Source organism: Roseateles sp. GW821-FHT09B06 (assembly GCF_059418245.1).
The window spans coordinates 1-24,067 of record NZ_JBWKPM010000016.1 but is presented as its reverse complement, the minus strand read 5'-3'; the positions used below and the strand labels follow the sequence as shown (position 1 = coordinate 24,067).

At 69.0% G+C, this 24,067-nt stretch carries 23 protein-coding genes and 1 pseudogene; 12 read left to right on the top strand and 12 right to left on the bottom strand.

Features of this window, described 5'->3' with window-relative positions:
- Positions 1-20: 20 nt before the first annotated feature.
- The 11 genes from AC07OQ_RS14870 to flhD all read right to left on the bottom strand — a co-directional run bounded on the left by AC07OQ_RS14870 (position 21) and on the right by flhD (position 10,906).
- Positions 21-833 carry a MinD/ParA family ATP-binding protein gene (locus AC07OQ_RS14870; protein ID WP_495053909.1) on the bottom strand — a complete coding sequence of 271 codons (813 nt, stop codon included), beginning with the start codon at positions 831-833 and terminating at the stop codon, positions 21-23.
- 10 nt (positions 834-843) lie between these two features.
- Positions 844-2,427 carry a flagellar biosynthesis GTPase FlhF gene (gene flhF, locus AC07OQ_RS14865; protein ID WP_495053908.1) on the bottom strand — a complete coding sequence of 528 codons (1,584 nt, stop codon included), beginning with the start codon at positions 2,425-2,427 and terminating at the stop codon, positions 844-846.
- Positions 2,424-4,523 (bottom strand): flagellar biosynthesis protein FlhA, encoded by a 2,100-nt coding sequence (flhA, locus tag AC07OQ_RS14860; protein ID WP_495053907.1) that lies wholly within the window; start codon positions 4,521-4,523, stop codon positions 2,424-2,426. Before flhA ends, flhF begins: the two co-directional genes overlap by 4 nt.
- Positions 4,520-5,698: an EscU/YscU/HrcU family type III secretion system export apparatus switch protein gene (locus AC07OQ_RS14855; RefSeq protein WP_495053906.1), complete on the bottom strand. Its 1,179-nt coding sequence runs from the start codon at positions 5,696-5,698 to the stop codon at positions 4,520-4,522. The genes flhA and AC07OQ_RS14855 overlap by 4 nt, the downstream gene beginning before the upstream one ends.
- Positions 5,699-5,902: 204 nt before the next feature.
- On the bottom strand, positions 5,903-6,538 hold the full coding sequence (locus AC07OQ_RS14850) for a protein phosphatase CheZ (RefSeq protein WP_495053905.1): 636 nt from the start codon (positions 6,536-6,538) through the stop codon (positions 5,903-5,905).
- A 10-nt stretch (positions 6,539-6,548) separates the two neighbouring features.
- A complete protein-coding gene (gene cheY, locus AC07OQ_RS14845) occupies positions 6,549-6,941 on the bottom strand; it encodes a chemotaxis response regulator CheY (protein WP_495053904.1) in 393 nt (130 codons plus the stop codon).
- A gap of 41 nt (positions 6,942-6,982) precedes the next feature.
- Complete coding sequence (gene motB / locus AC07OQ_RS14840) at positions 6,983-7,915, bottom strand: flagellar motor protein MotB (RefSeq protein WP_495053903.1); 933 nt, start codon at positions 7,913-7,915, stop codon at positions 6,983-6,985.
- A gap of 105 nt (positions 7,916-8,020) precedes the next feature.
- Positions 8,021-8,878: a flagellar motor stator protein MotA gene (gene motA / locus AC07OQ_RS14835; protein ID WP_495053902.1), complete on the bottom strand. Its 858-nt coding sequence runs from the start codon at positions 8,876-8,878 to the stop codon at positions 8,021-8,023.
- A 159-nt stretch (positions 8,879-9,037) separates the two neighbouring features.
- Complete coding sequence (locus AC07OQ_RS14830; RefSeq protein WP_495053901.1) at positions 9,038-9,778, bottom strand: class I SAM-dependent methyltransferase; 741 nt, start codon at positions 9,776-9,778, stop codon at positions 9,038-9,040.
- A gap of 155 nt (positions 9,779-9,933) precedes the next feature.
- Positions 9,934-10,470: a flagellar transcriptional regulator FlhC gene (gene flhC, locus AC07OQ_RS14825; protein ID WP_495053900.1), complete on the bottom strand. Its 537-nt coding sequence runs from the start codon at positions 10,468-10,470 to the stop codon at positions 9,934-9,936.
- Between the two features lie 112 nt (positions 10,471-10,582).
- Complete coding sequence (gene flhD / locus AC07OQ_RS14820) at positions 10,583-10,906, bottom strand: flagellar transcriptional regulator FlhD (protein WP_495053899.1); 324 nt, start codon at positions 10,904-10,906, stop codon at positions 10,583-10,585.
- A 446-nt stretch (positions 10,907-11,352) separates the two neighbouring features.
- Between flhD and AC07OQ_RS14815 the strand changes: the two genes are divergently transcribed.
- From AC07OQ_RS14815 to AC07OQ_RS14790, 6 genes are all read left to right on the top strand, one after another.
- Entirely contained in the window at positions 11,353-12,588 is a 1,236-nt protein-coding gene (locus AC07OQ_RS14815; protein ID WP_495053898.1) for a flagellin, read from the top strand.
- Between the two features lie 213 nt (positions 12,589-12,801).
- The gene (locus AC07OQ_RS14810) at positions 12,802-14,034 is read left to right on the top strand and encodes a flagellin (protein WP_495053897.1); all 1,233 of its coding nucleotides are present in this window, start codon (positions 12,802-12,804) and stop codon (positions 14,032-14,034) included.
- 112 nt (positions 14,035-14,146) lie between these two features.
- Positions 14,147-15,601 carry a flagellar filament capping protein FliD gene (gene fliD / locus AC07OQ_RS14805; protein WP_495053896.1) on the top strand — a complete coding sequence of 485 codons (1,455 nt, stop codon included), beginning with the start codon at positions 14,147-14,149 and terminating at the stop codon, positions 15,599-15,601.
- A 192-nt stretch (positions 15,602-15,793) separates the two neighbouring features.
- The gene (gene fliS / locus AC07OQ_RS14800; RefSeq protein ID WP_495053895.1) at positions 15,794-16,228 is read left to right on the top strand and encodes a flagellar export chaperone FliS; all 435 of its coding nucleotides are present in this window, start codon (positions 15,794-15,796) and stop codon (positions 16,226-16,228) included.
- Positions 16,229-16,290: 62 nt separating this feature from the next.
- Positions 16,291-16,590 carry a flagellar protein FliT gene (locus AC07OQ_RS14795; RefSeq protein ID WP_495053894.1) on the top strand — a complete coding sequence of 100 codons (300 nt, stop codon included), beginning with the start codon at positions 16,291-16,293 and terminating at the stop codon, positions 16,588-16,590.
- A gap of 99 nt (positions 16,591-16,689) precedes the next feature.
- Entirely contained in the window at positions 16,690-17,451 is a 762-nt protein-coding gene (locus AC07OQ_RS14790; RefSeq protein ID WP_495053893.1) for a flagellar brake protein, read from the top strand.
- A gap of 88 nt (positions 17,452-17,539) precedes the next feature.
- On the opposite strand, the gene fliE is transcribed toward AC07OQ_RS14790, so the two are convergent.
- Positions 17,540-17,863, bottom strand: a complete 324-nt coding sequence (gene fliE / locus AC07OQ_RS14785) for a flagellar hook-basal body complex protein FliE (RefSeq protein WP_495053892.1) — start codon at positions 17,861-17,863, stop codon at positions 17,540-17,542.
- 161 nt (positions 17,864-18,024) lie between these two features.
- On the opposite strand from fliE, the gene fliF reads away from it, so the two are divergent.
- From fliF to AC07OQ_RS14755, 6 genes and pseudogenes are all read left to right on the top strand, one after another.
- Positions 18,025-19,719, top strand: coding sequence for a flagellar basal-body MS-ring/collar protein FliF (gene fliF, locus AC07OQ_RS14780; RefSeq protein ID WP_495053891.1), 1,695 nt, complete (start codon positions 18,025-18,027; stop codon positions 19,717-19,719).
- Positions 19,720-19,754: 35 nt separating this feature from the next.
- Positions 19,755-20,750 carry a flagellar motor switch protein FliG gene (gene fliG / locus AC07OQ_RS14775; protein ID WP_495053890.1) on the top strand — a complete coding sequence of 332 codons (996 nt, stop codon included), beginning with the start codon at positions 19,755-19,757 and terminating at the stop codon, positions 20,748-20,750.
- Positions 20,751-20,765: 15 nt separating this feature from the next.
- A complete protein-coding gene (locus AC07OQ_RS14770) occupies positions 20,766-21,563 on the top strand; it encodes a FliH/SctL family protein (protein WP_495053889.1) in 798 nt (265 codons plus the stop codon).
- A complete protein-coding gene (gene fliI, locus AC07OQ_RS14765; RefSeq protein ID WP_495053888.1) occupies positions 21,560-22,990 on the top strand; it encodes a flagellar protein export ATPase FliI in 1,431 nt (476 codons plus the stop codon). The genes AC07OQ_RS14770 and fliI overlap by 4 nt, the downstream gene beginning before the upstream one ends.
- 34 nt (positions 22,991-23,024) lie before the next feature.
- Complete coding sequence (gene fliJ / locus AC07OQ_RS14760; protein ID WP_495053887.1) at positions 23,025-23,486, top strand: flagellar export protein FliJ; 462 nt, start codon at positions 23,025-23,027, stop codon at positions 23,484-23,486.
- A 10-nt stretch (positions 23,487-23,496) separates the two neighbouring features.
- Positions 23,497-24,067: pseudogene (locus tag AC07OQ_RS14755) on the top strand (hypothetical protein); the annotation flags it as partial.

Here is a 24,067-nt window from a genome sequence, read left to right as displayed (position 1 = left end):
CATCGGCTCCAGCGGCTTGTTCAGGCGGCGACGCGCTCGGCGCGGCGCTGGTTGCTGCGCAGCATCGGGCGCAGCGGCATGGCATCGGCGGGCGCTTCCAGCATGCCGCCGGGGGGCGCGGCCAGCAGCAGCTCGCGCGCCAGATGGCGCAGCTCGGCAGGCATCGGCGCGCTGGCGGGCTGGCGCGGGTCCAGGCAGGCCCAGTCGCGCAGCACGGCGCCGAGGAAGCCGTCGGCGCAAGAGCTGATCTGCTGGGCGATGCGCTCGGCCAGGCGCAGCTGCGGCGGGCAGGCCAGCAGCAGGCTGTAGACCATCAGGCCGGCGCGCTGGCTGAGCCATTTCATGCCGGCATAGGCATGGGTGACGCTTTGCGAATCGGTGTCGGCCAGCAGCACCGGGCGCAGCTCGCGCCGGGCCACCATGCGTGCCAGCTCGGCGGCGCTGGCGTGCAGCAACACCACGTCGGCGAACGGGGCGGCCTCTGCCACCTTCTCCAGGAACTGGGCGGCCGAGCCATGGGCATTGATATGGCGCAGCGGCAGGCCGCGGGCGGCCAGATAGGACACCTGCGGCGACAGGCGCTCGACGCAGGCCGCCAGATCGACCACGGCCAGCTCGCCCGGCTGGGGCGACAGCTCGCCGGCATCGACCACCAGGGTATGCAGCCCCAGTTCGGCGAAGCCGGCGCACAGCCCTTCCAGCAGCGCCCCGCCGTTCACCACATGCGGGTTGCTCAGCACCGGCACGAAGCGCACGCGCGAGGCGGCGAACAGGCGGCGCAGGCCATCGGCCTGGTCTTGCGGGGCACGGGTGGCTTGGCGGTCGCGCATCATGTGAGGCCCTTCAGAAAGCGCCCAAGGCGGAAGGTTGGGCGGTGGCCAGCGCCGGGCCACCGGCGAAGATCAGGTTCACGTCGGCGGCATCCATGCGCCAGGCCGGGGCGGCGCCGGCGCGCAGCGCACGCTGCACCAGGGCCGGGGCCGACAGGCGGTGCCAGTCTTCCGGCACGCGTTGGCCGTTGGTCACGCCCAGCACCTTCAGCTTGTGGCGGATCAGGGTGTCCAGCGCCGGCGCCAGCTTGACGGCCTCGTCGATCTTGGAGAGCACGACGCCCATGCAGTCCTGGGCACGCCAGGCCTGGGCCACGTCCTCGATCGTCTCGCCCTGCTGGGCGGCGTTCAGCACCAGCATCTTGCGCAGGCCGGGGTGCGCGAGCATGTCCAGCAGCTCGGCGGTGCGGCTGTCGCGCTGGGCCATGCCGGCGGTGTCGATCAGCACCATCTTCTTGGCCGACAGCAGGTCCAGCAGGTCGACCAGCGAGGTGCGGTCATGGGCGGTGTGCACCGGCACGCCGAGGATGCGGCCGTAGGCGCGCAGCTGCTCGTGGGCGCCGACGCGATAGGCGTCCAAGGTGATCAGGCCCAGCTGGCCGGCGCCGTGGCGGGTGGCGAAGGCGGCGGCGATCTTGGCCGTGGTGGTGGTCTTGCCGACGCCGGTGGAGCCGATCAGCGCGATCACGCCGCCCTGCTCTTCCAGGGCCGGGCCCTCATCGGTCTGCAGATTGCGGGCCAGCACATTGGCGGCCCAGCCGATCTCGTCGACGGCCTGCTGCTTGAAATCGACCGGCAGGCCTTCGACCAGCTTGCGCACCAGGGCCGGCGAGAAACCGGCGTCCAGCAGCTTCTGGGTCAGCTTGGCCTGGGCCGGCTGGCGCTGCAGCTTCTCCATGAAGGCCAGGGCGCCGAAGCGCTCCTCGATCAGGCCCTTCATCGAGCGCAGCTCGTTCATCATGTCCTGCTGTTCGCGGCGGGTGCCGAGGGCGGCCAGGTCGGGCAGCGCCGGGGCGGGCACGCGGATCTCGTCGCGCAGCACCGGCGGGTTGCGGCGCGCCGGCGGCGCCGGCTGCGGCGCGGGCTGCGGCTCGCGCGGCGCCATCGCCTGCAGGGCGGCCTGGGCACGCTGCTGGCGGGCGGCATTCAGCGAGGCCACGCCCTGGACATCCGCGGGCAGCTCGGGCTCGGCCGCGAAATCGTCCATGCTGGGTTCCTGGCGGCCCGTCAGCTCGGCCTGGCGGCGCTTGAGCATGCGCTCGCGCACATAGTCCTGGAAGGACAGCGTGCTCATCGCCAGGGCCTGCACATCGTCGTTGACGCCGGGGTCGCCGAACTGCGTCGGCGCCTGGCGCGCGGCGCGGGCCGACAGGCTCTGCTCGGCCGGACGGGCCTGCACGCGGCTGGGCGCGCTGATCTTGGGGGCGGAGGCGGCGACCTTCTCGATCTGGGACATGCCTTCCGGCGCCATCGCCAGCACCTCGACGCCTTCGCGGCAGGGCTTGTTGGACAGCACGACGGCGTCGTCCCCGAAGGCCTGGCGCACCAGGGCCAGGGCCTCGCGGGACGAGCGGGCGGTAAAGCGTTTCACGTTCATGCCGTGCCTCCAATCACCGAGCCGATGCGGATCGAATGGGTTTCAGGAATTTCGCTGTGGCCCAGCACCTTCAGGCGCGGCGCGGCGCGACGCAGCAGTCTGGCCATCGGGGCGCGGATCAGGTCGGGCACCAGCAGGCAGGCGGGCACGCCACGGTCTTCCTGGGCCTGGCTCTGTTCGGCAGCGCTGCGCGCCAAGGTGTCGGCCACGCCGGGGTCGAGCGCGGCGCCATGGGGGGAATTCAGGGCCTGGGTGACCAGACGCTCCAGTTCCGGCTCCAGCGCGATCACGTCCAGCTCCTTCACGGGGCCGTAGATCTGCTGCACGATGGCCGGGGCGATATGGGTGCGGATGCGGCGCGCCAGTTCGGTGGGATCGGTGACGGTGGCGGCGTTCTCGGCCACCGATTCGACGATCGAGCGCATGTCGCGGATGTGCACGCCCTCCTCCAGCAGCAGCTGGAGCACTCGTTGCAAGGTTGCGATGCCGACCATCTTGGGTATCACGTCTTCGATCAGTTGCGGGGCCTGCTTGGTGATGTGGTCCACCAGTTGCTGGGTCTCCACGCGACCCAACAGCTTGGCCGCGTGAACTTGCATCAAGTGTGAAAGATGGGTGGCAATGACGGTCGAACAATCAACGACGGTAAATCCCGCCATTTGCGCCATTTCCTTCTGGCGCTCCTCGATCCATACCGCCGGCAGCCCGAAGGCCGGGTCGGTGGTCTGGGTGCCGATCAGCTTCTGGCTGGCATGGCCCGGATTGATGGCCAGCCACATGCCCGGGAAGGCCTCGGCCTCGCCGATCACGGCGCCGCGCAGGGTCAGGCGGTACTGGCTGGGGCGCAGCTCCAGGTTGTCGCGGATGTGCACCGGCGGCGGCAGGAAGCCGACTTCCTGGGCGAACTTGCGGCGCACGCCCTTGATCCGGCTCAGCAGATCGCCCTCGCGGTTCTTGTCGACCAGGGTGATCAGGCGGTAGCCGACCTCCAGGCCCAGGGTGTCGACCGGCACCAGGTCGTCCCAGCTGGCCTCGGCATTGGCCTCGGGCACGGCTGCGGCGCCGCTGACGGGCTTGGCCTTGGCGGCCTCGGCCGCCTGCTGCTCGCGCCGCTTCAGCCACCAGGCCAGGTAGCCCAGGCCGCCGGCGATCAGCAGGAACACCAGATTGGGCATGCCCGGGATCAGACCCAGCACGCCGACGATGCCGGCCGTGATGGCCAGGGCCTTGACCGAGCCGAACACCTGACGGCCGATCATCGTGCCGATGTCCTTGTCCTTGCCGACGCGCGACACCACCATCGCGGCGGCCACCGAGATCAGCAGACCCGGGATCTGGGCGACCAGCGCATCGCCGACCGCCAGCAGGATGTAGGAGTTGGCGGCCTGGCCGGCCGTCAGGCCATGCTGGGCCACGCCGATGATGAAGCCGCCGACGATATTGATCACCAGGATCAGGATGCCGGCGACCGCGTCGCCGCGCACGAACTTGCTGGCACCGTCCATCGAGCCGAAGAAGTCGGCCTCGTCGCCCAGCTCGGCGCGGCGGCGCTTGGCCTCCTTCTCGTCGATCAGGCCGGCATTCAGGTCGGCGTCCACCGCCATCTGCTTGCCCGGCATCGCGTCCAGCGTGAAGCGCGCGCCGACCTCGGCGATGCGCTCCGCACCCTTGGTGACCACGATGAAGTTGATCACGACCAGGATCGCGAACACGATCAGGCCGACCGCGAAATTGCCGCCGATCAGGAAATGACCGAAGGCCTCGATCACCTTGCCGGCCGCGCCGGTGCCGGTGTGGCCTTCCAGCAGCACCACGCGGGTGGAGGCCACGTTCAGCGACAGGCGCAGCAGCGTGGTCAGCAGCAGCACGGTCGGGAAGGCCGCGAAATCCAGCGGCCTGACCATATGGGCGGCCACCATCACCACCATCACGGCCAGCGCGATATTGACGGTGAACAGCAGGTCCAGCACGAAGGGCGGCAGCGGCAGCACCATCATCGACAGCACCAGCAGCACGCCGATCGGGGCGCCTAAAGCGCCCAGCACCGCGGCACGCGGCCCGATCAGGCCCTGCAGCTGCGCGACAAAGCCGTTCATGCCTCATCCTCCGGGGGCTTGTTGTGGTGCGGATCCAGCTCGGGCGGCACATTGGCGTCCGGCACGAAGCTGGGCCTGGGCACATGGCGGCTGCTCATCGCAGCGCGCAGCTGGTAGACATAGGCCAGCACCTGGGCCACGGCGGCGAACAGCGCGGCGGGGATCTCGCGATCCACCTCGGCATGGGCGTACAGCGCACGCGCCAGCATCGGCGACTGCAGCACCGGCACCTTGGCGTCCTTGGCCAGGTCGCGGATCTTCAGCGCCAGCAGGTCGGCGCCCTTGGCCACCACCTTGGGCGCGGCCATCGCGCCCTCCTGGTATTTCAGCGCCACCGCATAGTGGGTCGGGTTCATCACCACCAGGTCGGCGCCGGGCACGGCGGCCAGCATGCGGCGCTTGGCCATCTCGCGCATCTTGGCCCGGATCTTGGCCTTGATCTCGAGGTTGCCCTCGACCTCCTTCATTTCCTGCTTCACCTCTTCGCGCGACATCTTCAGGCGCTTCAGGTAGAGCTGGCGCTGCAGCGGCACGTCGATCACGGCGAACAGCGCCAGGGCCAGGCCCAGCAGGGCCAGACCGCCCATCAGCTGCTGGCCGGCATAGGCCAGGGCCGAGGGCAGCGGCACCGACATGATGCCGACATAGGCGGCGATGCGGTCCTTCAGCACCAGCGCGCCGACCACGCCCAGCAGCAGGGCCAGCAGGCAGGCCTTCAGGGCCTGACCCAGATGCGCCCACTGGAACATGCGGGCGAAGCCGGTCAGCGGATTGACGTTGGAGAACTTCGGCGTCAGCGGCTTGAAGGTCCAGTTCCAGCCGCCCAGGGCCAGGCTGGCGGCCACGCCGACGGCGGCCATGATGCCGCCAACGCCCAGGATCATCAGCAGGCCGCGCCAGGTCAGCTCGGCCAGGCGCTGGGTCATCATGCCGGGCGTGGCCAGTTGCTGGGCGTCGAAACGCAGGCTGAACTCCAGCAGATGCTGCAGCCAGTCCAGCGCCGCCGGGCTGCCGGCCGACAGCAGCGCACCGCCGGCCGCCATCATCGCGAAATGGCCCAGATCGCGCGAGCGCGGCACCTGACCCTCGGCCCGGGATCTCTCGATCTTCTTGGGCGAGGCGGGTAGGTTGCGGTCTTGTGCGTCTTGGTCGGCCATGGCGGAGGGAGCGCCCATCGAGGCGCGTCGCCATTGTTGGCCGCCGGCGGCGCCAACTTAAGCCGGATAAGGGGGGCGAATCACCCGGTGATCCGGCCCCAGAAATGCCGAACCCGCCATCGGGCGGGTTCGGCATGATCCAGCGGAGCCCGAGGAACCGGCTCTGCCGGGCCTGCGGGCTCGCCCCCTTGAGGGGGCGCGCGCAGCGCGTAGGGGGTGGGCTCAGAATCCCAGGGATGCCAGCAGGTCGTCGACCTCGCCCTGGTTGCTCACCACATCGGTGCGCCCCTCGGGGTTCACCACCGGGCCCTGCAGGATGCTGGCGTCGACCTTCTCGCGCTGCTCCGGCGGCACCACCTGGACCAGCAGCTTGACGAGGCTGTCCTCCAGGTCGTTGGCCAGGGTCACGACCTTGGCCACCACCTGGCCGGTCAGGTCGTGGAAGTCCTGGGCCATCATGATGTCGGTCAGGTGCTGGTCGATCCGGGTGGTGGACTTCTCCACCTCCTTGACGAAGTTGAACACCGCGCCGCTCGCCACCGCCTTGACGGGGTCGGCCATGATGGCCTTGGCCATCTCGTTGGTGGCCTGCGAGATATGGGCATGCTCCGTCTTGGCCTGGTCGACCGAGTTCAGTACCTTGTTGGCCGCCTCGGCCGTCTTGCTGGCGATATAGGTCAGGCGGCTGCGGGCGTCGGGCAGGCCATCGGTGGCGGTCTGCAGCTTGGGCATCACGCCCAGCTGCTGCATCGTGTCGTGCAGCACCCGGGTGATCGTGCCGAGCTGCTGGAACACCTCGGGCGACACCATCAGGGCCTCGCTGCCGCTGCCCAATTTGACGAAATGATCTGCGTGCATGAGCAACCCCTCAAGCAGCCGCGGCCAGCTTCTGCATGATCTTCTGGACCTTTTCCTCCAGCGTGGCCTTGGTGAAGGGCTTGACGATGTAGCCGGCCGCGCCGGTCTGGGCGGCCAGCACGATGTCTTCCTTGCGCGCCTCGGCCGTCACCATCAGCACCGGCAGGTGCTTCAGGGTCGGATCTTCCTTGATGGCCTTGAGCAGCTCGAAACCGGTCATGTTCGGCATATTGATGTCGCTGACCACGAAGTCGAACTTCGACTGCTTGAGCATGTTCAGCGCTTCGACGCCGTCCTCGGCCTCTTCGCAATTGTTGTAGCCGATCTCCTTGAGCAGACCGCGCACGATGCGGCGCATCGTCGAGAAGTCGTCAACAACCAGGAATTTCATTTCAGTGCTCATGGCAATCCTCGCAGAACTAGAGGGTGTTATCGGCGCGTTGTTCAGGGACTTGAGGCCGCCGACGCCGCCGCGGCAGGCGGCTCCGTCTCGGACTCTTCGTCGGGCAGGTTTCTCAGGACCGCATCCACGGCGTCACGGTTCATCACGATGATGCTGATGCGGCGGTTCATCGGGCTCGCGGGCTGCTTGTCGTCCAGCAGTTTGCTGGAGGCCAGTCCCTGGACCCGCAACATGCGGACCTCGGGCAGACCGCCCGCCACCAGCTCGCGGCGCGAGGCGTTGGCACGATCCGCCGAGAGCTCCCAGTTGCTGTAGCCCCGATCCCCGGAAGAAAACGCTTGGGCGTCAGTATGGCCCTCCAGCGTGAGCCTGTTGGGCACTTCCGTCAAGACCGCACCGAGTTCGCGCAGGAGTTCACGCATATAAGGCTTCACGACCGCACTGCCGCTGTCGAACATCGGGCGGCTGTTCTCGTCGACGATCTGGATGCGCAGGCCTTCCTTGGTCATGTCCAGGCGGATCTGCCCACCCAGATTGGCCAGGCGCGGGTTGTTGGCCAGCACGTCCTCGACCTTCTCCTTGAGCTGCTGCAGCCGGGTGCGCTCGGCCCGGCGCTGCTCCTCCTTGAGGGCGCGCAGATTGACCGTGCGGCGCTGCGCCTCGACATCGCCCGACTTGACCTGCCCGGTCTGGCGCGTCAGATCGAGACCACCGCCGCGCACCACATGGGAGGCGTCACCCGAGCCCGAACCGCCCGACATCGCCACCTTCAACGGCGAGGCGAAATACTCGGCGATGCCCTTCTTGTCCCCTTCGGTGGTCGAACCCAGCAGCCACATCAGCAGGAAGAAGGCCATCATGGCCGTCACGAAGTCGGCGTAGGCGATCTTCCAGGCGCCGCCATGGGCGGCATGGCCGCCCTTCTTGACGCGCTTGATGATGATGGGTTGGAGCTTCTTGGCGTCACCGGCCATCACAAGCCCCCACGTCGCCGAGTACGGCTCCTGCCCCCCGAGGGGGCGCGGTCCGCCTTGGGAACGGCCCGGCGGCGGACCATTGCGCTGCTTGCATCACGGCCCTCACTTCTTCTTCACATGGCTTTCGAGTTCGACGAAGGTCGGCCGCTCGGTCGAATACAGCACCTTGCGACCGAACTCGATCGCGACCTGGGGTGCGTAACCCTGCATCGAGGCCAGCAGCGTGGTCTTGATGCACTGCAGCTCCTTGCCGTTCTCGTCGACCTTGCTCTCCAGCAGGCCGGCCAGCGGCTCGGCGAAGGCATAGGCCAGCAGAATGCCCAGGAAGGTGCCGACCAGGGCCGAGCCGATCATGCCGCCCAGCACCGCCGGCGGCTGGCCCACCGAGCCCATGGTGTTCACCACACCCAGCACGGCCGCCACGATGCCGAAGGCCGGCAGGCCCCCGGCCAGGCGCTGGAGGGCCTGCACGGCCGCATGGGCCTCGTGATGGTGGGTGTCGATCTCGCTGTCCATCAGCGATTCGATCTCATGGGCATTCAGATTGCCGGAGACCATCATGCGCAGGTAGTCGGTGATGAACTCGGCCACATGGTGATCGTTGCCCACCGTGGGGTATTTCTGGAACAGCGGCGAGCCGTGCGGATCCTCGACATCCTTCTCGATCGACATCAGGCCCTCCTTGCGGGCCTTCTGCAGGATGTCGTAGAGCAGCGCCAGCAGCTCCATGTAGCGCGCCTTGGTGTACTTGCTGCCCTTGAAGCATTGGCCCAGGCCCTTCATCGTGGCCTTCATGACCTTGGGCGGGTTGGTGGCCAGCATGGCGCCGATGGCGGCGCCGAAGATGGTGGTCATCTCGAACGGCAGCGCGTGCAGCACGACGCTGATATTGCCTCCGTGGGCGATGAACACCCCGAAGATGCAAGCCATGGCAAGCAGCCAACCGATCAGGACAAACATGGATGGTTCCGTTGATGCACAAGTCGGGCGGGCGCTGCGGCGCCCTGCCCTGGTTTCCTCACCTTATCGGCGCAGCAACCTCGTGCTTGAGTATCGAATGCCGAAGCGGGCCGCAAAGCGCGCATGTCCGGGGCGAATGCCGCGCTTTTTGCCGGGCCTTCAGCGCCAGCGGTAGACCCACAGCTGGTGCCGACCGCCGGCCGGCAACTGGGCCAGCGGCGCCAGGCCGGCGATCTCGAAATCCAGGCTGACCAGCCAGCTGCCGGGCGCCAGTTCGCGCCGCGCCTTGTCCAGCGCCAGCGGCATCGACTCGGGACGCTGGAACAGATAGATCAGCCGGTAGCCGCGCCAGTCGGCCGCCCACATATCGCCGCGCCAGACCCTGGCCCAGGGGCAGCGCCAGGCCGCCAGCCGGGCCAGCAGCGCACTCCATTCCACCCCTTCCAGGCAGGCGTCGGGATAGGCGCGGCGCAGTTCGCGCAGGCCATGGCCCAGGCCGCAGCCGGCGTCCAGCACCCGCGCGCCCCTGGGCAGCGGCGCCAGGCCGGCCAGGGGCGCCAGGGCGCCGGCCGGGGTGGGGAACAAGGGAGCGTCGCGCCAGCTGCGCTGTGGGTAGGCCAGCAGCAGCAGCGCCAGCGGCACCAGCCAGGCCCAGGCCGGCAGTTCGGCGCCCAGGCCGCTGAATAGAAAGGAGAGCGGAAAGCCGGCCGCGACGATCAGGCGGCGCCAGCGCTGCGGCTGCAGCCAGGCCAGCAGCAGCCCGGCGGCGGTGCCGCTCAGCAGCGCCGGCAGCGCCCCCAGCGGGCCGCGCAGCGCCATGAAAACGAACCAGGCCGCGCCCCAGCTGAACAGCGCGGGCAGCGGCCAGAAGAAGAAAACGCGTTGCAGGGGAGCCAGCATCGGCGTAGATCACCTCATCGCGGCGCATGCCGCATGTCCCAGCGGAGCCCGAGGATCCGGCTTCGCCGGGCCCGCGGGCCCGCGGGCTCGCGGGCCCGCGGGCTCGCGGGCTCGCCCCCTCGAGGGGGCGCGTGCAGCGCGTGGGGGATGGGGATTCAGTGCATCTGGATGCCGCCGGCTGCACGGCCCTTGCCGGCGCGTGCGGGCGGGTTGCACAGGCCGCAGACATAGTGGCGGGCGATCTCGTGCGGGTGCGTGACGAAGTGGCCGCCGCACTTGCTGCACTTGGTCATCGTCAGCATGCCGTTGTCGATGAACTTCACCAGGCGCCAGGCGCGCGTCACCGACAGCAGCTGCTCCAGGCCCTGGGCCGTGGTCTGCTCCTGGTAGAGCTGGTAGGCCTTGATGACGGTGTCGATCTCGTCCATCTCCGCGGCCTTGTTCAGGTACTCGTGGATATTCAGGAAGAGGCTGGCGTGGATATTGGGCTGCCAGGTCATGAACCAGTCGGTCGAGAACGGCAGCTGGCCCTTGCTGGGGCTCTTGCCCGACACTTCCTTATAGAGACGCAGCAGGCGCTCGTAGCTCAGGTCGGTCTCGGATTCCAGCACCTGCAGCCTGGCACCCAGGTTGATCAGGGTGACCGCGCGTTCGATCTGGCGGGCTTCGGTCAGGATGCTCTTTTGGCGCATGGGAATCTCTTTCGATGACTTTTCTTGACTCAGCGGAGTGCGCGGATCCGGCTTTGCCGGGCCGCCGCACTCGCCCCTTGAGGGGCGCGCGAAGCGCGTAGGGGGTGGTCGGTCAGGCGGCTTCTTGGTGGCGGCCGGCCATCAGGATCGAGGCATGCAGGCGGGAGACGTTGTCGTTGGCCGCGGTCTTGCCATGGCTGGTCAGCAGGCCCCAGACCAGATCGTCGTCCATGCGGAAGCGGCACAGCAGGGTGTTGCCGGCGGCGATCTTCAGCATCTGGGCCGGGCTCAGCGTGGCAATCATCGCGGCGGTGTCTTCCGAGATGCCCAGGCGGTACAGCGCCTGCTCGCGGTCGGTACGGATCAGGCTTTGCGCCAGCATCAGGTACGACAGATTTGCTTCACGGATCTCGGCAAGGATTTGATCTGCATTCATCTTTCGCTCCTGGTGTCTGGTGGGGTTGCACTGCGTGACAACGTGGAACGAATTGTGAAGACCGGAACAAAACCCAAACATCAGCCCAAATCCGTGCCGGAAGTCTGGCTTCCACCCTCCCCCCTGTAAGGGAACTTCCTACAAACCCGTCTCCCGGCCCGACAGCCTCTTGTAGGCCGTTTACAAAAACAGCCCTAAAGTTCCCCGCCCCCCTGATCGATAAACCACCCAACGGAATCGAAATATCGGCTCCGTGGTCCGGAACAGCCGGCCAACGGGTCGTAGAGGGCATCAGACAGCTCTCCACGTCATCTCAGAGGCTGCTGCCGCCGGGCGCAGCCCGCGGTTCACGCCGCGGGCACGGCCCGAGGCGCCGCAAGGCGCCGACCGGTCGAGGCAAGAGCCGGCGTCTGCCGGGAGCACCTGTCAACTTTGGAGATTCGATCATGGCAATGTCTGTCAACACCAACTCGGTTTCGCTGAATGCCCAGCGCAATCTGTCTTCTTCGCAAAACTCGCTGGCCACCTCGATGCAGCGCCTGTCCTCCGGCCTGCGCGTCAACAGCGCCAAGGACGACGCCGCCGGCCTGGCCATCGCCGAGCGCATGAGCGCCCAGACCCGCGGCCTGAACGTCGCGGCCCGCAACGCCAACGACGGCATTTCGCTGGCTCAGACCGCCGAAGGCGCGCTGGGCAAGGTCGGCGACATGATGCAGCGTATGCGTGAACTGGCCGTGCAGTCGGCCAATGCCACCAACAGTTCGGACGACCGCAAGGCCCTGCAGGCCGAAGTGACGCAGCTGCGTGACGAAATCGACCGCGTCGCCAAGACCACCTCGTTCAACGGCCGCAAGCTGCTGGACGGCTCCTTCGGTTCGGCCAACTTCCAGGTCGGTTCCGACTCGGGCGAGAACATCACGGTCGGCACGCTGACCGATGCCTCCACCGCCGGCCTGTCCAACATCACCTACGGTGACAACTCGGCCACCACCGCGGCCGGCACCACCGGCGCCGTGGACGTGACCGACGCCGTGGTGACGGGCTACGCCACCGAGATCGCCGCCGGCACGCTGACCATCCAGGTCGGCACCGGCACCGCGATCGACCTCGGCAAGATCGAGGCCGCCGGTTCGGGCAAGGAGCGCTTCGGCCAGGTCATCGAGGCGATCAACCGCAAGACCGCCGACACCGGCGTCTCGGCCTTCGCCACGCAGAACGCCGACGGCACGATGAAGCTGGAGATCGTCAGCTCCAAGCTGGACGCCGCCACGCCCCCGGCCCCGGAAGCCATCACCTTCGCCGGCTTCACGGCCGTCGACACCGGCATGGCCGTGGCCGACATGGCCCAGACCGCCCAGCAGAACGTCACCGGCATCGACGACATCTCGGTGGAAACCGAGAAGGACTCCTGGGTCGCGATGAAGCAGCTGGACAGCGCACTGAACCAGATCAACAGCGCCCGCGCCAAGCTGGGTGCCGTGCAGAGCCGCTTCGAGAGCGCCGTGGCCAACATCCAGATCCAGAGCGAGAACACCTCGGCCGCCCGCGGCCGGATCATGGATGCCGACTTCGCGACCGAAACGTCGAACCTTTCGCGCACCCAGATCCTGCAGCAGGCCGGCACGGCGATGGTGGCCCAGGCCAACCAGCTGCCGCAGCAAGTGCTGTCGCTGCTGCGCTGATCGCGCGGCCGGGGCGGCCGCCAGCGCCGCCCTCCTATCTCCAGACCTCCGGGGCCCAGGCCGCGGAGGTCTTTTTGTTGCACGGCTTCAATTAAGGCAGCGAACACCCCGCTTATCGTGATTTCCGACGCTCAAGTTCTGCAAAAGAATGCAATCACCGCGTAGGTACACCGGCACGGAGCCGGAATCATCGATTTCAGCAGGAGAGCCGCGATGCCTCAGACCATCAATACAAACATCGTTTCGCTGAATGCGCAACGCAACCTGAACGGCAGCCAGAGTTCGCTGGCCACCTCGATGCAGCGCCTGTCCTCGGGGCTGCGCGTCAACAGCGCCAAGGACGATGCCGCCGGCCTGGCGATCGCCGAGCGCATGAACACCCAGATCCGCGGCCTGAATGTCGCGGCCCGCAATGCCAACGACGGCATCTCGCTGGCCCAGACCGGCGAAGGCGCGCTGGGCAAGGTCGGCGACATGCTGCAGCGCATGCGTGAGCTGGCCGTGCAGTCCGCCAACGCGACCAACAGCGCCGACGACCGCAAGGCCCTGCATGCCGAAGTGATGCAGCTGCGCGACGAGATCGACCGGGTCTCCAAGCAGACCTCCTTCAACGGCAAGCGCCTGCTGGACGGCTCCTTCACCGCCGCCACCTTCCAGATCGGCGCCAACTCCGGCGACGGCATCACGATCGGCAGCCTGGCCAACACCACGGCCGCCGCGATCGCCAACGTCACCTACGGCGAGGGCACGACACCCGACCTGAACCTCACCACCACCCCGGCGGCGACCATCACCAGCCTGATCGAGATCCCGGCGCCGTCGCCGCTGGAAATCACGGTCGGCGCCAGCGCGCCGATCAATCTCGGCGCTATCCCCGAGGCCAGCTCGGAGAAGGAGCGCCTGGGCCAGGTGATCGAGGCGATCAACCGCAAGACCACGGACACCGGCGTCACCGCCTATATGGTTGAGAACAACGACGGCACCTTCAAGGTCAGCCTGATGTCGGAGCGCATCGATCCGGCCACCGACCAGCCCTTCCCCATCACCTTCGCCGGCTTCAGCACCGCCACTACCGGCATCGATGCCGCCGACGGCGCCACGATCCTGGCTCCGGCCGTCAATCCGGAGGTCGGCATCAATGACCTGACGATCGAGAACGAGGTCGGCGTCTGGAAGGCCATCAAAAAGATCGACAGCGCGCTCGACCAGGTGAACGGCGCGCGTGCCCAGCTCGGCGCGGTGCAGAGCCGCTTCGAGACCGCGGTCGCCAACATCCAGATCCAGAGCGAGAACGTCTCGGCCGCGCGCGGCCGCATCATGGACGCCGACTTCGCCCAGGAAACCGCCAATCTGTCGCGCGCGCAGATCCTGCAGCAGGCCGGCACGGCGATGGTGGCCCAGGCCAACCAGCTGCCGCAGCAGGTGCTGTCGCTGCTCAAGGGCTGAGGCGAAGCAAGCGAACGCGGCCCGCGCCGCCCGGCCCGCCGCCTCACCGGTCGCGGGCCTTCAGTTTTCCCGCGCACGGCCGATAGCCGTCTCAAGCTCTTAGGATTTCGCCATGGGCATCTCATCGATCGGCATCGGCACCAACGGCCTGGATGTCAACGGCATCATCACCAAGCTTCTGGAGATCGAGCAAAAGCCGCTGGCCACGCTGCAGACCTCGGCCACCTTCATCCAGACGCAGATCTCCAGCTATGGCAAGGTACAGAGCCTGCTGTCCGGCGTGACCACGGCCGCCACCGCCCTGTCCAAGTCCACGCTGTGGAGCCAGGCCACGGTCGGCTCCACCAATACCGCCATCACCGGCAGCGCCAGCGCCGGCGCCACGCCGGGCAGCTACAGCGTGCAGGTCAGCCAACTGGCCACCGCCCAGAACCTGGCGACCAGCGCCTTCAGCGGCGGCGGCACGACCGAACTGGGCGCCGGCAAGCTCAAGATCGAGTTCGGCACCTGGACCGCCGCCACCGCGCCGGCCCTGCCGAGCTTCGACGACAGGAGCGGCAGCACGCCGCTGGAGCTGGAGTTCGACAGCGCCACGACGACGCTGGAGGATGTGCGCAAGGCGATCAACAACGCCAAGGCCGGCGTCACCGCCAGCATCGTGACCGACGCCACCGGCGCCCGGCTCACCATCCGCAGCGACAAGACCGGCGAAGAGAACGCCCTGCGCATCAGCGCCACCGACGCCAATGGCGGCGCGCTGAGCGGCGGCCTGGCCGCGCTGAGCTATGCGCCGGACACCGGCGCCAGCGGCGGCATGACCCAGACCATCGCGGCCGCCAACGCCAAGGCCCAGGTCAACGGCCTGGACGTGGTGTCCACCACCAACACCTTCACCGGGGCGATCGAGAACGTCAGCTTCACGGTCTCGGCCACCACCACCAGCCCGGCCACGCTCAATGTCGCCAACGACGCGGCCGGCCAGCGCAAGGTGGTGCAGGATTTCGTCAGCGCCTACAACGCCCTGAACAGCTACCTGGTCGAGCAGACCAAGTACGACGAGACCAGCAAGATCGGCGGCACCCTGCAGGGCGACAGCACCGTGCTGACCCTGCGCAACCAGCTGCGCAATCTGCTGCGCGACACCGGCGCGGGCGCGCTCAACTTCCTGAGCCTGACCAGCAAGAGCGGCGACGCGCCGCGCGACGGCAGCATCACGCTCGACACCGCCGCCCTGGACAAGGCCCTGGCCGACCCGGCCAAGATGGCCCTGCTGTTTGCCGGTGACGGCAGCACCAGCGGCGTCAAGGGCATGGCCAAGAAGCTGGCCGACTTCACCACCGCCTTGACCGGGGCCGGCGGCTCGCTGAGCAGCCGCACCGAGGGCCTCAACAAGAAGCTCAAGCTCAACCAGACCGAGCAGGACAAGGTGGCGGATCGCGTCGCCCGCACCCAGGAGCGCCTTGAGAAGCAGTACCAGGCGCTCGACGCGCGCATGGCCAGCCTCAACTCCCTGTCCGCCTATATCAGCCAGCAGGTGACGCAGTGGAACAATTCCAGCGGCAGCTGAGCGGCTGACAGGCTCCGCAGGCCCGCCCTTGGCGGGCCTTGTCGTTTCTGGCCGGGCCGTTTCGGGCCATTGCGGGCCATTTCCGGCCATTGGGCAAGCAGCCGCGACGACGGCTTTACAAAGCCCTCAAGTCCCCCGGCCGGCGGTCGATAAGAAACATATCGCAGCACAGCATCACAGGCCCCAGAGATCATGAACGCCCTCGTCACCGCCTTCGCACCGGCCCGCTCGCGCAACGCTTTTGCCAGCAACTACTACCGCCAGACCGACGTGCAGACCGGTCTGGAAGCCGCCTCGCCGCACCGCCTGGTGGTGATGCTGTTCGACGGCCTGGCCGACGCCATCGCCCAGGCGCAGGGCGCGATCACGGCCGGCAATGTCGAACTGAAGTGCCGCGCCATCGGTCGGGCCGTGCGCATCGTCGACGAAGGCCTGAAGGGCGCCCTGGACCTGCAGGCCGGCGGCCGCCTCGCCGCCGATCTGTCGGACCTCTACGGCTTCGTGATCCATCGCCTGACCGAAGCCAATCTGCATTCCGACGACGCTGCGCTGGAGGAGTGCAAGCGCGTCATCGCCCCGCTGCGCGAGGCCTGGCTGGCCATCGGCCCGCAGGCCGAAGCCGCCTGAGGCACCACCCGCCTCGCCACCGCCTTGTCATCGTTTACGCCGATCCTGATAGGTAATCCGCCATGAACACTCAACTGCTCAGCTATTACGAAGCCATCGAGCAAGCCAGCGCCGACATGCTCAGCGCCGCGCGCTCGGGCAACTGGGACGAGGTGGTCAAGCTCGAGGGCGCCTGCGTGCTGCTGATCTCCCAGCTCAAGCATGCCGCGGCGCGCGACCAGCTGGGCACCGAAGAGGCCCAGCTGAAGACCCGCATCATGCAGCGCATCCTGCTCAACGATGCCGAGATCCGCCATCTGGCCGAGCCCTGGCTGGAAGACCTGGACCAGGTGTTGGCCGGCAAGAGCAAGATGGTGCACTGAGCCCTCCCCCCGAGGCGCCCAGCCCCTCCCAGCCGCAGGCATGAGCCCCCGCCCGGCCGCCCCGGCTCGCGCCGCAGTGCGAAGCACGGAGGCTCCGCCATGAGCAGCGCCGATACCCGCCCGCCCGCCGAGTTCCGCATCGCCGACCCGGCGGAGATCGAGACCTGGCTGCGCCGGCTGCTGACCCGGCAGGTGCAGCTGCAGCTCGGCAATCCGCGGGGCCACACCCTGCTCGCCCGCCTGTGGAGCCTGGACGCCGCGCATGCCAGCCTCGGCCTCGAGCCGGCGCAGGCCGACGATCCGCAGCTGCGCGCCCTGCTGGACGGCGCCGAGATCATGGCCGTGGCCTATCTGGACCAGATTCGCCTGGAGTTCGAGCTGGAGCCGCCGGTGCTGGTGCAGGGGCCGGAGCAACTCACCCTGCACGCCCCCTGGCCCCACGCGCTCTACCGTTTCCAGCGCCGCGAGGCGTTCCGCATCCAGGCCCCGGGGGCGCTGCATCCGCGCGTGCTGCTAAGGCACCCGCTGGTGCCGGACACGCCGCTGCAATTGCGCGTGCTGGATCTCAGCGTCGGCGGCCTGGCCCTGGCGCTGCCGGCCCCCATACCGCCCTTGACGCCGCCCCTGACACCGCCCCCGATGCCGGGGCTGGAGCCCGGTCAGTTGCTCCCCGCGGTGCGGGTCGAGCTGGACCGCGACCATCATTTCGACGCCGATCTGCGCCTGCAGCATGTCGGCTCCGGCGACCAGGGTCTGCGCCTGGGCTGCGCCTTCGCGCGCCTGCCCGGCGGCGCCGAACGCCAGCTGCAGCTCTACATCGACCAGACGCAGAAGCGCCAGCGCCTGCTGAAGAAGAACTGAGGTATGACCCAACAGAGTCCGAGGATCAGGCTCCGCCGGTCCTACGGGCTGCCCCTTGAGGGGCGCGCGCAGCGCGTAGGGGTGGTCCCTACACTTGCATGTTCATGATCTCGGAATACGCCGAGACCAGCCGGTTGCGCACCTGCATGGTGGCCTGAAAGCCGATCTGCGCCTTCTGCATGGCCACCATGGTTTCCTCCAGGCTGACCGTCGGATTGTCCAGCTGCACCTCGCGCTGCAGGCGCGTGGCTTCCTGCTGGGTCTGACTGACCCCCTTCAGGGCCTGGGCCATCGCGTCGCCGAAGCTCGCCCCGCCGGCGGCCTTGGCCCGGGCGAGCGGCTGGCCATTGGTGGCCAGCCCCGCGCGCGCGGCGGCCTGGGCGAAGTCGAAGGGCTTGAGCTTGAGGTCCATGGCAGCGAATGCTACGCAGACCCGGGGCCGGCAATGGAGGGAACTGCGCTCGGTTCCTCGGCCTGTTCGCGGCTTTCTTGAGGGGGCATTTCCGAATAATTGCAGGCAATGGAGCACCGTCCCGGCGCCCCGTGACAAACCGCACAGCTTCGATCGGCCTCATGGACAACGCCCTCGCCACTCCCGCCCCCGCCGCCCTGGCCGAACCGGCGCAGCGCGGCGCCGCGGCCGCCGCCAGTGGATTCGCCGCGCGCCTGGCCGCCCTGCCGACGCGCAGCAAGCTGGGCCTGGGCCTGGGTCTGGCCGCGCTGGCCGGCGCCGTGCTGGCGATCACGCTGTACTCCTCCCAGGGCGACTACCGCCCGGTCTTCACCGGCCTGTCCGACAAGGACGGCGGCGCGGTGATCGCCCAGCTGGCCACCCTCAACGTGCCCTACCGCCACGAGGCCGGCGGCACGATCCTGGTGCCGGCCGCCCAGGTCTACGACGTGCGCATGAAGCTCGCCTCGGCCGGCCTGCCCAAGGGCAGCACCGTCGGCTTCGAGCTGATGGACAAGACCTCGATCGGCCAGACCCAGTTCAACGAACGCCTGAACTTCCAGCGCGCGCTGGAGGGCGAGCTGACCCGCACCATCACCGCGCTGGCCGACGTGGCCGACGCCCGCGTGCATCTGGCGATGCCGCAGCAGAACGGCTTTTTCCGCGAGCAGCAGAAGCCCAGCGCCTCGGTGATGCTGACCCTGCGCGGCGGCCGCACGCTGGACCGCGCCCAGGTGGCCGGCATCGTGCACCTGGTCTCGGCCTCGGTGCCCGAGCTGGCGCCCAAGGCGGTCAGCGTGCTGGACAGCACCGGCGCCCTGCTCTCCAGCAACAGCAGCGACAACCAGAACGGCCTGGACAGCCAGCAGCTGCAGTACAAGCAGCAGATCGAGGCCAATCTGCACAAGCGCATCTACGAGCTGCTGGAGCCGGTGGTCGGGCGCGAGAACCTGCGCGCCACCGTCACCGCCGATCTGGACTTCTCCCAGGTCGAGTCCACCGCCGAGGAATACAAGCCCAACCAGGGCGCCAATGCCCAGGCCTCGGTGCGCAGCCAGCAGAGCCAGGAATCGATCAACGCGACGCCCCAGCTGCCCACCGGCGTGCCCGGCGCCGCCACCAACCAGCCGCCCGCCCCCGCCACCGCGCCGGTCAATGGCCAGGCCCAGGCCCTGCAGCCGGCCCAGGGCGGCACGAGTAACCAGAACAGCCGCCGCGAGAACGTCACCAACTACGAGCTGGACAAGACCGTGCGCGTCACGCGCAACGCCACCGGCACGGTGCGCCGCCTGAATGCCGCGGTGGTGGTCAACCACCGCAGCGTCACCGACAGCAAGGGCAAGACCAGCAATCAGCCGGTCTCGTCCGAGGAACTGAACAAGCTGACCGAGCTGGTGCGCGAGGCCCTGGGCTACAGCCAGGAGCGCGGCGACTCGATCAAGGTGCTCAGCGCGCCCTTCGTGCAGGGCAAGCCCGAAGGCCTGGACCTGCCGCTGTGGAAGCAGCCCTGGCTGCTGGACCTGCTGCGCGGCGCGGCCGTGCCCCTGGCCCTGGTGCTGGTGGCCCTGATCGCGGTGTTCGGCCTGGTGCGCCCGGCCATCAAGGCCGCCCGCCCGCCCGAGTCCGAGAAGGCCGAGGCCCATCAGCTCGACGCGGTGGTGGACGATCTGCAGCAGCTGCCCGGCGGCGGCGGCCTGCCGGCCCTGGAGGCCCCGGTCTCCAACGACAAGCTGGAGCGGGCCCGCCTGCTGGCCAAGGAAAACCCGGTGGCGGTGGCCAACATCATGCGCACCTGGATCCAGGGCGAAGACGCCTGACCTCCAACCGAAGCCGACCCACAGGAACAACCATCATGGACGACCAAGGTGTAGAAGACGCGGCCATCCTGCTGATGTCGCTCGGCGAGGAGGAGGCCTCCGAGGTCTTCAAGCATCTGCAGCCCAAGGAGGTGCAGAAGCTCGGCGAGACCATCGCCAAGCTCAAGGTGATCCCGCGCGACCGCGTCGAGGAGGTGCTGGTCCGCTTCGACGCGGTGGCCGAGACCCAGAGCATGCTGGTCAACGACACCGACGAGTACGTCCGCAACGTGCTGCGCAAGGCCCTGGGCGACGACAAGGCCAATCTGCTGCTGGACCGCATCCTGCAGGGCGGCGACGTCTCCAGCATCGAGAGCCTGAAGTGGATGGACGCCGCCTCGGTGGCCGAGCTGCTGCGCAACGAGCACCCGCAGATCATCGCCGCCATCCTCTCGCACCTCGACTACGACCAGGCCAGCTCGGTGCTGCGCGTCTTCACCGAGCGCCAGCGCAACGAGGTGCTGATCCGCATCGCGACGCTGGACGGCATCCAGCCGATGGCGCTGAAGGACCTGAACGATGTGCTGAGCCAGGTGCTGGCCGGCGGCGAGCGCATGAAGAAGTCCAACCTCGGCGGCGTCAAGACCGCGGCCGAGATCATCAACATGATGGGATCCTCGGTCGAGGCCTCGGTGCTGGACTACATCCGCGAGGCCGATGCCGACCTGGCGCAGAAGATCATGGACAACATGTTCACCTTCGACGATCTGGAGAAGATCGACGACAAGGGCATCCAGTCGATGCTGAAGGAAGTGCAGAGCGAGTCGCTGATCGTGGCCCTGAAGGGCGCCAGCCCCGAGCTGCGCGAGAAGATCTTCCGCAATATGTCCACCCGCGCCGCCGAGACCCTGCGCGAGGACCTGGAGTCGCGCGGCCCGGTGCGCCTGTCCGAGGTGGAGAGCGAGCAGAAGGAAATGCTCAAGATCGTGCGTCGCCTGGTCGACGAGGGCCAGATCGTCCTGCTGGGCGGTGGCGACGACCAGTTCCTTTGAACGGGATAGCACAGCATGGCCCGCCAGCCCCCTCGCCAGGTCCCGCCGCCCGAACGCCGCTCGGGCGACGAACGCCGCAGCAGCTACAGCCGCTTCATCCCGCGCGAGGAGCTGTCCGACTTCGCCGCCTGGAGCCCCGACGCGCTGCAGGGCGCGCCCGAGGCCAGGCGGCCGCCGATCTTCGCCCCCGCGCCGCCGCCGCCGCCCCCGGCACCGGCGGCCGCGCCGGCCCCCACCCCCGAACCCGTGCCGCAGGTCGAGGAATTGCTGCATGGCGCCCGCCAGGCCGGCTACCAGGACGGCTACCGCGACGGCATGGCCGCGCTGGACGCCTTCAAGAAGAGCTTCGCCCAGCAGATGAGCGCCCAGCTGGGCGGCTTGGTGCAGAGCTTCGATGCCGAATTCCGCGAGTTGGAACAGCAGATGAGTGAGGCCCTGGCCGCGATGGCCGTCGAGCTGGCGCGCCAGGTGGTGCGCAGCGAGCTGGAGCAGCGCCCCGAGGCGATCGCCCAGGTCGCGCATGACGCGGTCGAGGCCCTGCAGCTGTCGGCCAAGCATGTGCGCGTGCGCGTGAACCCGGCCGACCTCCCGCTGGTGCTGGAGGGCGCCGGCGAGGAGATGCAGGCGCGCGAGGCCCAGGTGCTGCCCGATCCGGACGTGCCGCGCGGCGGCTGCAAGATCGAGTCCGACATCGGCAGCGTGGACGCGACGATCGCCGCGCGCTGGCTGCAGGTGACGGGCGCGATGGGCCAGAGCTCGCTGTGGGAAGACCGCCGTGCCGGCGCCGGCGACGCCGCGGGAGCCCAGGCATGAACACCGAAACCCGCCGGCAGCGCTGGACCCGCTATCTGGAGGACCTGCAGGCCTTTGCCGCCACGCCGGTGCCGCTGGAATCGCAGGGCAAGCTGGTGCGCGTGGCCGGCCTGGTGCTGGAGGCCACCGGCGTCAAGGTGCCGGTCGGCTCGGTCTGCGAGATCCATGCGCCGCGCGTCGGCAACGGCACGCGCCGCGGCAGCCCGCCGGTCAAGGCCGAGGTGGTCGGCTTCTCCGGCGACCGCGCCTACCTGATGCCCACCGACGAGGTGCAGGGCCTGGCCAGCGGCGCCCTGGTGCTGCCGCGCTTCACGCCGCCCAGCGCCCCCAAGCTCGGCAAGCCGCAGCATCCCTGGCGCCGCGACGAGGACCGCGGCCTGCGCCTGCCGATGGGCGACGGCCTGCTGGGCCGCGTGGTCGACTCGCATGGCCACCCGATCGACCGCCGCGGCCCGCTGGCCGAGGTGCACGAGGAGCCGATGGCGCGCCGCCCGATCAACGCGATGGACCGCGACCCGGTGCGCACCCCGCTGGACACCGGCGTGCGCTCGATCAACGCGATGCTGACCGTGGGCCGCGGCCAGCGCCTGGGCCTGTTCGCCGGCACCGGCGTCGGCAAGTCGGTGCTGCTCGGCATGATGGCGCGCTACACCCAGGCCGATGTGATCGTGGTCGGCCTGATCGGCGAGCGCGGCCGCGAGGTCAAGGAATTCATCGAGGACATCCTGGGCGAGGAAGGCATCCGGCGCTCGGTCGTCGTGGCCGCGCCGGCCGACGCACCGCCGCTGGTGCGCATGCAGGGCGCGACCTACGCCACCGCGATCGCCGAGCATTTCCGTGACAAGGGCCGGCATGTGCTGCTGCTGATGGACTCGCTGACCCGCTATGCGATGGCGCAGCGCGAGATCGCGCTGGCGATCGGCGAGCCGCCGGCCACCAAGGGCTATCCGCCCAGCTGCTTCGCCAAGCTGCCCCAGCTGGTCGAGCGCAGCGGCAACGGCCTGGCCGGCGAGGGCTCGATCACCGCCTTCTACACCGTGCTCTCCGAGGGCGACGACCAGCAGGACCCGATCGCCGATGCGGCGCGCGGCATCCTGGACGGCCATATCGTGCTGTCGCGCGAGCTGGCCGAGGCCGGCCATTACCCGGCCATCGACATCGAGCGCTCGATCTCCCGCGTGATGGGCAATGTGGCGCCGCGCCCGCACCTGGAAGCGGCACGGCGCTTTCGCCAGCTGCTGGCCAAGTACAACAAGGCGCGCGACCTGATCCAGCTGGGCGCCTACCAGAGCGGCCACGACCATGAACTCGACCTGGCCGTGCGCCTGCACACCGACATGACCCGCCTGCTGCAGCAGGACATGCACAGCCCCGCCACCCTGGACGCCAGCGTCGGCCAGTTGAGCGCGGTGGTCAACCAAGCCTGAAATCGGCCGATAAGCGAATTACGGAGAGCCCTTCATGAGCACCCAAGCCCTGAACATCCTGCTGGAACGCGCCGAGGCCGAGCGCGACGGCGCGCTGGCGCAGTTGCAGGAGCTACAGCGCCAGGCCGAGGCCGCGCGCGCCCAGGCCGACCAGCTGGGCCAGTACCGCAGCGACTACCAGCAGCGCTGGACCCAGCAGTTCGCGCGCCAGACCACGATCGACATCGTCGGCCATTACCAGAACTTCGGCCTGCGCCTGGACCAGGCGATCGACCAGCAGGGCTCGGTCAGCCGCTATGCCGAGCAGCGCGTCGAACGCGCCCGCACGACGCTCAAGGAGCTGGAGCTGCGCGTCGCCTCGGTGCGCAAGCTGCTCGAGCGGCGCCAGCAGGAACTGCTGCGCGCCACGCTGCGCCGCGAGCAGAAGGTCACCGACGAGCAGGCCGCACGCGCCGCACTGGCCCAGATGAACCCCTTCATGCGCGTCAGCGCCTGAACCCCGCGTCATGCACAGTCTTTCCAACACCCTCGTCCCCGGCGCCGGCGGCAGCGCCCGCGCGGCCGGCCCGTTCGGCGGCACCGCCGCCGCAACTGCCGCCGGCGAGACCGGCCCCAGCTTCTCGGCCCTGCTGCGCGACAGCGTGGCCCCGCCGCCCGCCCCGTCGGTGGCGCCCGCCCCGCGCCCGGCGCCTGCGCCCCAGGCCCAGCAGGACCCGGCACCGGCGCAGGACAGTCCCGCCCCACCGCCCAGCACCGTCGAAAGCAAGACCGAGGCGAACCGCCAGCAGGAACGCCGCAGCCAGCAGGCCAAGGCGGATGCGCGCGGCAAGCCGGCCGAGGGTACGGCCGACGGCAGATCCGCCGCGCGCAGCGGCGCCGGCGACACCGAGATCAAGAAGGCCGCCGTCGGCACCGAAGACGGGGCCGCGGACATTGCCGCGGACGAGGTCGAGGCCCCGGAAGCCGAGACCGAGACGCCGGCCGTGGCGGCGGACACCCGCCCCGCACCGGCGCTGCCCGTGGCGCTCGGCACCGACGCCGGCCGCGGCACCGGCGACGTGGCCGCCGGCGCAGCGC

Bases quoted from the DNA above. Each gene is read 5' to 3' on its own strand.
- AC07OQ_RS14870 (WP_495053909.1), bottom strand. From the start codon at position 833: ATGATGCGCGACCGCCAAGCCACCCGTGCCCCGCAAGACCAGGCCGAT.
- flhF (WP_495053908.1), bottom strand. From the start codon at position 2,427: ATGAACGTGAAACGCTTTACCGCCCGCTCGTCCCGCGAGGCCCTGGCC.
- flhA (WP_495053907.1), bottom strand. From the start codon at position 4,523: ATGAACGGCTTTGTCGCGCAGCTGCAGGGCCTGATCGGGCCGCGTGCC.
- AC07OQ_RS14855 (WP_495053906.1), bottom strand. From the start codon at position 5,698: ATGGGCGCTCCCTCCGCCATGGCCGACCAAGACGCACAAGACCGCAAC.
- AC07OQ_RS14850 (WP_495053905.1), bottom strand. From the start codon at position 6,538: ATGCACGCAGATCATTTCGTCAAATTGGGCAGCGGCAGCGAGGCCCTG.
- cheY (WP_495053904.1), bottom strand. From the start codon at position 6,941: ATGAGCACTGAAATGAAATTCCTGGTTGTTGACGACTTCTCGACGATG.
- motB (WP_495053903.1), bottom strand. From the start codon at position 7,915: ATGGCCGGTGACGCCAAGAAGCTCCAACCCATCATCATCAAGCGCGTC.
- motA (WP_495053902.1), bottom strand. From the start codon at position 8,878: ATGTTTGTCCTGATCGGTTGGCTGCTTGCCATGGCTTGCATCTTCGGG.
- AC07OQ_RS14830 (WP_495053901.1), bottom strand. From the start codon at position 9,778: ATGCTGGCTCCCCTGCAACGCGTTTTCTTCTTCTGGCCGCTGCCCGCG.
- flhC (WP_495053900.1), bottom strand. From the start codon at position 10,470: ATGCGCCAAAAGAGCATCCTGACCGAAGCCCGCCAGATCGAACGCGCG.
- flhD (WP_495053899.1), bottom strand. From the start codon at position 10,906: ATGAATGCAGATCAAATCCTTGCCGAGATCCGTGAAGCAAATCTGTCG.
- AC07OQ_RS14815 (WP_495053898.1), top strand. From the start codon at position 11,353: ATGGCAATGTCTGTCAACACCAACTCGGTTTCGCTGAATGCCCAGCGC.
- AC07OQ_RS14810 (WP_495053897.1), top strand. From the start codon at position 12,802: ATGCCTCAGACCATCAATACAAACATCGTTTCGCTGAATGCGCAACGC.
- fliD (WP_495053896.1), top strand. From the start codon at position 14,147: ATGGGCATCTCATCGATCGGCATCGGCACCAACGGCCTGGATGTCAAC.
- fliS (WP_495053895.1), top strand. From the start codon at position 15,794: ATGAACGCCCTCGTCACCGCCTTCGCACCGGCCCGCTCGCGCAACGCT.
- AC07OQ_RS14795 (WP_495053894.1), top strand. From the start codon at position 16,291: ATGAACACTCAACTGCTCAGCTATTACGAAGCCATCGAGCAAGCCAGC.
- AC07OQ_RS14790 (WP_495053893.1), top strand. From the start codon at position 16,690: ATGAGCAGCGCCGATACCCGCCCGCCCGCCGAGTTCCGCATCGCCGAC.
- fliE (WP_495053892.1), bottom strand. From the start codon at position 17,863: ATGGACCTCAAGCTCAAGCCCTTCGACTTCGCCCAGGCCGCCGCGCGC.
- fliF (WP_495053891.1), top strand. From the start codon at position 18,025: ATGGACAACGCCCTCGCCACTCCCGCCCCCGCCGCCCTGGCCGAACCG.
- fliG (WP_495053890.1), top strand. From the start codon at position 19,755: ATGGACGACCAAGGTGTAGAAGACGCGGCCATCCTGCTGATGTCGCTC.
- AC07OQ_RS14770 (WP_495053889.1), top strand. From the start codon at position 20,766: ATGGCCCGCCAGCCCCCTCGCCAGGTCCCGCCGCCCGAACGCCGCTCG.
- fliI (WP_495053888.1), top strand. From the start codon at position 21,560: ATGAACACCGAAACCCGCCGGCAGCGCTGGACCCGCTATCTGGAGGAC.
- fliJ (WP_495053887.1), top strand. From the start codon at position 23,025: ATGAGCACCCAAGCCCTGAACATCCTGCTGGAACGCGCCGAGGCCGAG.